4 protein-coding genes are annotated in these 7930 nt (G+C 50.3%); all 4 read left to right on the forward strand.

Features of this window, described 5'->3' with window-relative positions; all coding sequences use genetic code 11:
- Nucleotides 1-224 precede the first annotated feature (224 nt).
- The 4 genes from ACN0YR_RS04530 (at nt 225) to ACN0YR_RS04545 (ending at nt 7742) form a co-directional block, all read left to right on the forward strand.
- A complete protein-coding gene (locus tag ACN0YR_RS04530; protein ID WP_417848002.1) occupies nt 225-3629 on the forward strand; it encodes a hypothetical protein in 3405 nt (1134 codons plus the stop codon).
- Nucleotides 3630-3811: 182 nt separating this feature from the next.
- Nucleotides 3812-5233: a sulfatase gene (locus ACN0YR_RS04535; RefSeq protein WP_417848003.1), complete on the forward strand. Its 1422-nt coding sequence runs from the start codon at nt 3812-3814 to the stop codon at nt 5231-5233.
- Nucleotides 5234-5332: 99 nt separating this feature from the next.
- Nucleotides 5333-6631, forward strand: coding sequence for an MFS transporter (locus tag ACN0YR_RS04540; RefSeq protein WP_417848004.1), 1299 nt, complete (start codon nt 5333-5335; stop codon nt 6629-6631).
- Between the two features lie 100 nt (nt 6632-6731).
- A complete protein-coding gene (locus ACN0YR_RS04545) occupies nt 6732-7742 on the forward strand; it encodes a ribose-phosphate diphosphokinase (protein WP_145201776.1) in 1011 nt (336 codons plus the stop codon).
- The last annotated feature ends 188 nt before the right edge of the window (nt 7743-7930 follow it).

Here is a 7930-nt window from a genome sequence, read left to right on the forward strand (position 1 = left end):
AATTTTGTCAGTTCTTTGTTTGATCTTTGTCTGAGTTGCTGACTGGAAACTCTTTCCGATTCGTGAGTTGGGGACGTACTCTGCTATGATGATTGATTCAATTACCGATCAAGCTGGCAGCAGTTTTGATTTGTTCGACATTGTCTTTTTCGTTCGGTCAACCCCTTCTCGTTGAGCAATGTCTTTGTCGCGTCTCTGAAATGCCCCAGTGATGAGAAGGAAATATGGCAACCCTTCGTGACGAACTTGAGTCCCTTCGGCTTCGGCTGAAATGGTATCTCAAGGTTCGTGCGCTATTACAGACTGTGTTGCTGATTTCGATCTTGGTCCTGGGGCTTGGTTGGCTCGATTTCTATTATCGGCCGACGCATTCGATCGTCCGGTTCTTGATCTCAATGCTCTTCTGGATCGGTTCAGCGAGCGTTGTAGTCCTGCAACTGCTGCCAGCACTGTTTCAGAAAATACAGCCACTTGATGTTGCGTTGGCACTGGAGAAACTCGAAGGGACACGATCTGGAGAACTGGCCGCCGCTGTCGATTTTCAAGCCTCCGGAAATCTTGATCGTTCATCATCCTGGAAGAAAGAGCTTGTTCAGAATTGTCTGGAATCACAAGTGTCTCGGTCCACAAAAGTCCGGTCGCGGAACCTGATCGTTCAAGGCGCTTTGCTCATGTTTGGATTTCTCTTTTTGAGCCTCTATGCGATGCCGACGGTTGTGACTGCGACCACGCGTGTCGTATGGCCTGCAAGTCAGGCAGAATGGCCGCGACTGACGAAGTTGCGTGTTTTCGATCAGCAACGAAATCCTGTGGCTCCAGGGGCAACTATTTCTTTGATGGGATCGACTGGCAGCAACTTTTATGTCGAGGACATCATCGGTGAACCGCCCGAAGATGTCATTTTGGAAATACGTCGCACTTCGCAGCCGTTGAAACGAATCCGTTTACAAAATCGGCAGCCACAAAGTTCCAGCGAATCGGGGAGAGAGACATTTCGATTTCGTCTCGTTCCCAATCAAATGGAAACGATGCAATTTCGCATTGTTGGTGGGGACGATCAATCGATGGATTGGATGACTCTTCGGAAAGAGATCAAACCGGTTGTGCAGAGCATGATCTGCCAGATTAATCCTCCCGAGTACCTGAATGTGGAGTCGACAATTTTGGAAAATGTGTCGGGGCCAGTTCCAGCCCCGGTCGGATCGCTATTGCAGTTCGACCTCTCCATGAATCGACCAGTTCGAGAGTTGGAGCTTCGCGATTTGGAGTCGAATGCAGTCGTTTCTCAAGTCGTCAATGGATCACATTTGAGGTTCGATTTAGATGTCGTAGAAGCTGAGGAAGGAAGTCTGATCTATGAACTCTTTGTCCGTGTTCGGGCTGATGTTGAAGCGGAGAATTCTACGGGGCCTGGCTGGCAACGCGTGAAACGAATCCGGATCGAACCGTTGGTTGACTTCGCTCCGGAAGTCACGGTGCTGGCTCCTCAAAAAGATCTCCGTGTGACCAGAGATGCGTTGGTTCCTTATGAAGCAACTGCCAGAGACGATTATGGACTGCAAGATTTTTCATTGAAAGTCGACGCGAAGACACCATTGTCTCTCGCTGCAGAAGTTCAGGATGGGCAGCTTGAAGCGACCCTCTCAGGAACGCTTGACCTGCATCGACTTGCGGTGGAGGAGGGCGATCTCGTTGAACTCTCTGCGGTTGCCTCAGATCGTTCTCCGGAACCTGTTTTGGTGGCAACGTCTCCGATTCGCTTGACTGTCGTTTCGACCCAGGAGAAGGAACAGGATCTTCAATCGCTTCTGGAGCAAACATCGAACGAGCTTCTTGCTGTGTATCAAACACAACAGGATATTCTCACAGAGACCCGGCAACTCTCGAAGGAGAGTCGGGATGGAGAGTTCACGTCAGAAGCGAATGAGAAATTGCATCTCCTGCAAGTCCGCCAGCAAGGGGTGCAGGAGACTCTGCGTTCTCGAATTCAACAAGGAACTCTTTCTGCAATTGCCAGTGAAATTCGTATCAATCAGCTGGATTCTCGAAGAGTTGAAGAGCTTTCAACCGAGACGACAAACGCGGTGAGCGATCTTCTCGATGACGGGATTTCAGAAACAATGAGATCGTTTCAGTCACTGCGGACCCTTGGAGAACTTGCCCGGGAAACTGAAACCTCCGGGCCTGCTCGTCGTCGGCTGCTGGATGAATTGAATCGTTCGATGACACTGCAAGGTTCGGTCACAACAACGCTAGAACGAATTTTGCAAGCGCTGGACCGATGGGGGAGTTCTACTGATATTCGAATTCAGTGGAAACTCATTAAGTCGGAGCTAGGAACCGTGATTGAAAATCTCTCTGCGGTCGATCAGTTGACGATCTCCCGGGCTGTGTCAGAACTTAGCACTGAGCAAGTTGAGCAACTGCGAGGATTCTCGAAGCAGCATGTCGCGCTCGCTGTGAAACTTCAGGGACTGCTACAGCAACTTGAGCAAAGCGATTCAGAAAACTGGAGCGTATTCAAGCGTGAACTGGAAGAGACTCAAGGGGAAGTTCGGCTGCAACGCGCAGCGGAAGCGATTCTGGGAAACAAAATCTTGCGAGCAATCGACATTGATCGTCAACTGCTTCAGAGTTTCAAAAATATCCAGCTGCAGGACACGCTTCGGCAAACTCAAATGGAGGCTGATCTGGAATCCTATCGTGAGTTTGCGAATGAACTCGAAACTCTCTCCGAGCAGCAGAGTGAGTTGCACACCAGATGGATTCGGTCTGAAGCAAACGAGGCGCTCATCCAACAACAGAAGAGATTGAGAAAAAGAGTTCAGGAAATGGCTGAGCGGGCTGGGGATATTGGATTGCCGCAAATTGAAGAATTGTTGTCGGATTCGATCTCAGAGATTGACTCGCTTTTGGACGCTGTCGAAGATGGCGCATCAGTTCTTCAAAGAACGGAGCTAGGGACAATCGATGAAAATCTTCAAGCAGCGATGAATGTTGTTGGGGAGCGCGTGCGAAGCTTGCAGAATCGTGATCAAAACCAACTCATCCGGCAGCTCACTCTGCTCGCAAAAGAACTCGCTGAGGAACAGAATTCGGTCATTCAAGAGTTCGTTCTGATCAAAGAGGCAGTCACTGTAAATCGCCGGCTTACACGCAGTCAGCGTCGACAATTGCTTGAACTTGCTCAAGTGGAGCAGGAAATCGCCAACAAGCTCACGCCATTTCAAGAGTCGACTGGAAATCTGCCGGTCCTGAATGAGTCATTGAAAAGTTTGATTGATTTACTCGAGGTCGTTTCCAGTCGTTTCAAGAAAAATGATGAGCTACCAGACACCGAGAGCGATCTGGCGACTATCCAACTTCGGCTCGCACAACTCTCCGGTCTTTCCAGTGATCTGGCAGAGGCTTCGCCAGGAGAGGGGAACGGTGGACTTCCCCCGGAAGTTCGTATTCAGCTGACGTTGCTGCTTCAGAAACAGAAAGAGTTGGCTGAACAGGAAAAAATCCTCATTGACCGAGGAGAGATCATCTCGAAGGAGATGCACAGTCAGTTCGTGGCAAAGCAACGAGAGATTTCTGAACGCCTCGAAGAGATTTTTGAGTCCATCGAAAACCTGCCACAATAATCTCTTTCATTGTCGATACGAACTCAGATTGGTATTCGCATGTTGCGAGGGAACAGAGTAAAGCAACTTCTGAGAAGAATCATTAGAGAGTCCCCGCCTGCTGTCTCCTCTGAGCCAAGCTGCTAAACTTTTGAACTGATTAAAACTTGATGCTCTTCGTGCTGAATTGAGATAGAAACAGAATGACGTCCTCTGCTCCGAACCTGCTCTGGATATGCAGCGATCAACAACGGTATGACACCATCCGCGCACTGGGGAACAGTCTGATCAGCACTCCCAATATCGATAAAATTATCGAGAAGGGTGTGACGTTCACCCATGCTTATTGTCAAAGCCCCGTTTGCAGTCCAAGTCGGGCGTCCTTTCTCACCGGGCGATATCCCAGGACCACGCGTTGTCGCCAAAATGGACAGACGATTCCTGCGGACGAACGTTTACTGCCACGAATCCTCAAAGACCATGGGTATCGTTGCGGGCTCGCTGGGAAGCTTCATCTCAGTTCGTGTTCCGATGGAAAAGTTGAAACACGGATCGACGATGGGTACGACGTTTTTCACTGGAGTCATCACCCACAGCCCGATTGGCCGGAGAATGCCTATCAGCAATGGTTGAACTCGAAGGGAGTTCACTGGGATGAATTGTACTCCGCGCCTGAAGTCGGACATGTGAAAGCGGGCGTCCCAGCAGAGTTCCACCAAACAACCTGGTGTGCCGAGATGGCAATTGAATTCATTCACGAGAACCAAAACCGTCCGTGGATGTTTTCGGTCAACATGTTCGATCCTCACCACGCTTTCGATCCCCCGCAAGAGTATCTGGATCGCTATGATCCTGCTCAAATGCCACTTCCGAAAACTGCGCCCGGGGAGCTCGATTCAAAACCAAAATTTCAGCAGCTGGATCACGTTTGGGCTCACAATCAGGAAGGGGGGATGCGAGTCGATGAGATCAGCCCGGAGGAATCGCAGCGAATCACGGCTGCTTATTATGCGATGGTCGAATTGATAGATGATCAGGTCGGACGAATGATTTCAGCGTTGGAGGAAACGGGGCAGCTGGAGAATACGATTGTCGTTTTCATGTCCGATCATGGCGAGATGCTGGGCGATCATGGTATCTATCTCAAAGGACCCCATTTCTATGAACAGGCCGTTCACGTTCCACTCGCAGTTCAGTGGCCACAGCGATTTTCACAAGGGTTGCGCTCAGATGCTTTCGTCGAATTGATCGACCTCGTTCCGACGTTTTGTGAAGCGATGAACATCCCGATTGAACCCCAAATTCAGGGGAAGAGCCTCTATCGCATTTGCACAGGCGAAGCGGACCCCGACCAGCATCGAGACTCTGTCTATTGCGAATACTCGAATTCATGGACTCATCATCGTGCGTATGGGACGATGTTCCGTACGCGGAAAAACAAAATTGTTGTCTATCATGGCACTTCTGATGGGGAGCTATATGATCTTGAAAGTGACCCCGACGAATTTCAGAATCTCTGGGATGATCCACTGTCACGAGACATGAAAATGGAGTTGATGAAGCAGGCGTTTGATGCATCTGTTTTCACGATGGACCCAATGCCTCCCAGGCTCGGACCCTTTTAGGCTCCGTCCGAAAACCTCTGGAATTGTCGCTTTTCTCAAAGTTTGAGCGAAGAAAATTAGGTTTCAGGATCAACTCTTAACGATTGTAGTTTCTCACGAATGACTTCTTCCATGCAGGATGCACCGCTTTCAGGCACACCCGTTCCAACATCAGCCAGGTTGTATTATGGGTGGGTGATGTTGCCGCTTTCGATGTTAGCGATCATGGCGACATCAGCGGGGCAGACTTACGGAATCTCTGGCTTCAACGCAGGGATCGGCACATCGCTGAAGCTGACTGAGACGGAACTTGCCAAAGCCTACATGCTCGGCACAATTCTCGGCGCGATCCCAATCGCCTACTTTGGCTACTTGATGGACCGTTTCGGTTTACGTAAGACGGTTCTGGTCGCCATCACGCTCTTCTCGATGGCGTGCTTCCTGATGGCAGCAACGACCAGCTGGTTCCTGCTTGTGATCTCGTTTTGCCTGCTCCGAATGCTCGGCCCGGGGACTCTCGCCATGTTAAGTGGAAACATGATGGCGTTCTGGTTTCACCGTCGACTTGGCTCGATTGAAGCGATTCGGAAGCTGAGCCTTTCCGTGGCGATGGGGACAGTTCCGATTCTTAATCACTGGATGCTCGAGCGTTTTGGTTGGAGAAATTCTTATTTCATTTGGGGAACTGGTATCTGGATCGGGCTGTTTCCACTCTTCTATTTTTTGTACCGGAATCGACCGGAAGATGTTGGGCAAAGCTTAGACAGTCGTCGAGCACCAAAAGAGGACGATCCGAAAGAAGTTTTGACGGGGATGCCCTTTGCCGAAGTGGTCAGGACTTCGGCGTTCTGGGCACTGTCGACAGGTTCTGGTGTCTTTGCACTCGTCATGACGGCGATTGTTTTTAACCGAATTTCCATCATGGAGCAGCAGGGCTTGGACGGAATTGAAAGTGCCTACATGATCTCCGCACTCTCAGCGACGTGGGCGGTGACCCAGTTTCTCTCTGGAAATCTGGTGGACCGATTTCCTCCCAAGCCGTTTCTCATTCTCGGTCAGATTCTCTTTTGTCTGAGTGTTCTGGCTCTTCGCGGGGCGAATTCGTCGTCTGCGGTGTTATTGACTGGAGTTTTGATGGGAGCAGGTCAGGGATTTTACTCGGGAGCGTCGCACCCGGTTTGGCCTCGATATTTTGGGAAGCTGCATCTTGGGAAGATTACGGGAATTTGGATGGCTGCAATGGTTGCAGCGTCTGCTACTGGACCTTATTTCGCAGGTGTGGTTCGCGATGTGACTGGCTCGTTCAGCTCTTCCCTGTTGATATTTGCAATATTTCCGATTCCTGTCGCTATTCTGACGCTCTTTTCCGACTTTGGGCCAACTCCGGGAAGACGCCCGATTTCCAATGGTTTAGCCTGATCCGACAAGAGTCACTTGTGTCCCTCATCGACACCGATATCATGCCCGAAGATGTTTCATCTTCTTTGTTTCTTCATCTACCCAGTTCGAAACCATCAGCATGCCGAATCGACCCAAAAACGGCCCACGTCCTCACGCCTTTCAGCCCCCTCAAGGTCAATTGGCTTTAATCGCAGGCTCGGCAAACAAACTGCTGGCTGAAAAAATCGCTCGAGAACTGGGTGTTTCGCAAACTCCGAGCGAAGCGCACTACTTCAGCGAAGGGAACGTTTTCGTTCGTGTGCTGGAGAATGTTCGGGGTCGGGACTGTTATGTTTTGCAGGGAACCCACCACCCTGTGAATGACAACTTCATGGAACTGCTCTTCTGGATCGATGCCCTCAAGCGAGCAAGTGCCCAACAGATTACCGCAGTCATCCCGTTTTTCAGCTACGCTAAAGGGGATAAGAAAGACGAGCCTCGTGTTTCCATCAGAGCACGTGTTTGTGCCGATGCGATCGAAGCTGCCGGAGCGGATCGCTGCCTGATGATGGATTTGCACTCACCGCAAATTCAAGGGTTCTTTCAGGTTCCGGTCGATCACCTTTACGCTCGATACGTGCTGTGTGACCATATTAAGACTCTCGGGATTAAAGACCTTGTTGTCTGTAGTCCGGACATCGGTTTCGCAAAAGGGGCATCGGCCTATGCGAACTATCTTGGTGTCCCTGTGGTAATCGGAAATAAGACACGTCGCAACCACGATGAAAAAGCAGAAGTGTTGGAGTTGATCGGTGACGTGAAAGGCAAGAACGTTCTGATTGTCGACGACTTCACAATTTCCGGCGGAACGCTCATGTCTATGGCGGACGTGCTGCTTGACCGTGGAGCCAATGACATTTACGCCGCTGTTTCACACGGTGTTCTGTCAAAAGGCGTTGCACCACGTATCGCCAAGAGCAACATTAAACAGCTCTTCATGACTGATACGATTGAACCACATAACGATCCACTCCCGCACAATATCTCTGTCGTTTCGGTGGCCCGTCTGTTCGCAGAAGCGATCCAGTCGATCCACGATCGAACCAGCATCTCGCAGCTCTTCCCTGACGGAACCATCGGTCTGGATTAGAGCATCTTTCGAATCAGTGTTCAGGATCTGCCTCGAAGCGAACAGCATTTTTACTAGAACCGGTCCTGAAACTTTGCTTTTAGTGTACAAGTTGGTTTGGGATTTGCATGTGTTTCTTCTCAGAAAGGAGGCACATCATGCCCACACGATCCCAAGAGGAGCCAAGCCGGCTTCTTAAGAAGGGATCC

The organism is Thalassoglobus sp. (genome assembly GCF_048270125.1).
GTDB lineage: Bacteria > Planctomycetota > Planctomycetia > Planctomycetales > Planctomycetaceae > Thalassoglobus.

What these genes read in the sequence shown, in the direction of transcription:
- ACN0YR_RS04530 (WP_417848002.1), top strand. Translation starts at nt 225, where the DNA reads ATGGCAACCCTTCGTGACGAACTTGAGTCCCTTCGGCTTCGGCTGAAA.
- ACN0YR_RS04535 (WP_417848003.1), top strand. Translation starts at nt 3,812, where the DNA reads ATGACGTCCTCTGCTCCGAACCTGCTCTGGATATGCAGCGATCAACAA.
- ACN0YR_RS04540 (WP_417848004.1), top strand. Translation starts at nt 5,333, where the DNA reads ATGACTTCTTCCATGCAGGATGCACCGCTTTCAGGCACACCCGTTCCA.
- ACN0YR_RS04545 (WP_145201776.1), top strand. Translation starts at nt 6,732, where the DNA reads ATGCCGAATCGACCCAAAAACGGCCCACGTCCTCACGCCTTTCAGCCC.